The organism is Streptosporangium sp. NPDC023615, assembly GCF_040640155.1.
In the GTDB taxonomy this organism is placed as follows: Bacteria; Actinomycetota; Actinomycetes; order Streptosporangiales; family Streptosporangiaceae; genus Streptosporangium.
The window spans coordinates 1-2,000 of sequence record NZ_JBFABE010000165.1; the positions used below are offsets into that span (position 1 = coordinate 1).

The 2,000-nt window shown below is 75.7% G+C and carries 1 protein-coding gene; it reads left to right on the forward strand.

Translation table 11 applies throughout. From position 1 onward, the window contains the following. Window positions 1-10: 10 nt before the first annotated feature. Window positions 11-2,000: AMP-binding protein (locus AB0G16_RS38675; RefSeq protein ID WP_362815997.1), on the forward strand; the 1,990-nt coding region annotated here is incomplete at its 3' end.

The window sequence follows — 2,000 nt, forward strand, 5'->3', positions numbered from 1 at the left end:
GCCGGGTGTGGTGCGTCCGTACCGGGACCATCTGGCCTGGCTCGCCCGCCAGGACGGCGAGGCCGCGCGCCGGGCCTGGGACCACGCGCTGGACGGCTTCGACGAGCCGGCGTTCGTCGCCCCGCACGTCCCGCCCACCCCGGTCGCGCCGGCCCGGGTGACCGCCGAGGTCGACGTCCCCGGCACCCGGGCGCTGCACGCCCTGGCCCGCGCGCACTCCACCACGCTCAACACCGTCGCGCAGGCCGCCTTCGCCCTGCTGCTCGGCCGGATGACCGGTCGCGACGACGTGGTGTTCGGCGGTACGGTCTCCGGCCGCCCGCCCGAGCTGCCCGGCGTGGAGCGCATGATCGGGCTGTTCGTCAACACCCTGCCGGTCCGGGTACGGCTCCACCCCGCCGAGACCGTGGGCGACCTGCTGCGCAGGATCCACGACGAGCAGGCGGAACTGCTGCCGTACCACCACGTCGGCCTGGCCGAGATCGGGCGCGGGCCGTTGTTCGACGCGCTGCTGGTGATGGAGAACTACCCGCTGGACTCCCGCACGGGCGTCGGCGACCTCGTGCTGACCGGCGCCGACGTCGCCGACGCCACGCACTACCCGATCACGTTGCTTCTCGTGCCCGGCGACACGCTCCGCCTGCGACTCCAGTACCGGCCCGACGTGATCACCGAGGCCGGGGCCACGGCCCTGCTGGAGCGCTTCCGGAGCCTTCTCGCCGAACTGGCCGCCGCCCCCGGAACCCCCGCCGGCCGCCTCACGCAACTCCCGCCCGGTGAGCGCGACCCCGTGCCGGACCACGGGAACGGCGCGACGGTGGCCCTCCCCGCCACCACCCTCGCCGCCCTGTTCGAGGCGCAGGTCGTGCGGACACCGGAGGCCACCGCGCTGGTGTACGAGGGGGAGGAGCTGAGCTACGCCGAGCTCGACGCGCGGGTCAACCGGCTGGCCCGGCTGATGGCCGCCGAGCACGGGGTCGGCCCTGAGACGGTGGTCGCGCTGCTGCTGCCCAGATCGGCGGACCTGCTGGTCGCCGTGTACGCGGTCGTCAAGGCGGGGGGCGCGTACCTGCCGGTCGACCCGGACCTCCCGGCCGCGCGGATCGCCTCGATGCTCGCCGACGCCCGCCCGGTGCTGGTGGTGGACGCGGACTGGCTGTCCGGGGCGGACCTGTCGGGGTACGCGGGCACGGGTCCGGGACTTCGGGCGGAGCCGGGCCATCCGGCGTACGTGATCTACACCTCGGGGTCGACCGGACGGCCCAAGGGCGTGGTCGTCACCCACGGAGCGATCGTCAACCGGCTGCTCTGGGCGCAGTCGGAGTACCGGCTGGGCCCCGGCGACCGCGTCCTGCAGAAGACCCCGGCCGGGTTCGACGTCTCGGTCTGGGAGTTCTTCTGGCCCCTGCAGACCGGCGCGGCCCTGGTCGTGGCCAGGCCGGACGGGCACCGGGACCCGTCCTACCTCGCCGGGCTCGTCGCGTCCGAGCGGATCACGGTCCTGCACTTCGTCCCGTCCATGCTGGCCGCGTTCCTGGAGGCGCTCCCGGCGGAGGGGACGGCGGCCCCGTCGTCCGGCGGCGCACCGGAACCCCCCGCCGCCGGACGGAGAACCCCGGGCGAGACGGAGGCGGCGGGGGCGGCGGGGGCGGCGGGGGCGGCGGGGGCGGGGTCGCTCCGGGTCCTGCTCTGCAGCGGCGAGGCCCTGCCGCCGGCCCTCGCCGACGAGGCGGCGACCCGGCTGGGCGTGCCGGTGCACAACCTCTACGGTCCCACCGAGGCCGCGGTGGACGTCACCTTCTGGGAGCACCGGCCCGACCCCGACGCGACGACCGTGCCGATCGGCGGACCGGTCTGGAACACCCGCCTCCACGTGCTGGACCGTTGGCTGCGGCCGGTGCCGGACGGGGTCGAGGGGGAGCTCTATCTGGCCGGCGACCAGCTCGCGCGGGGGTATCTGGGGCGGGTGGGGTTGACGGCGGAGCGGTTTGTGGCGTGTC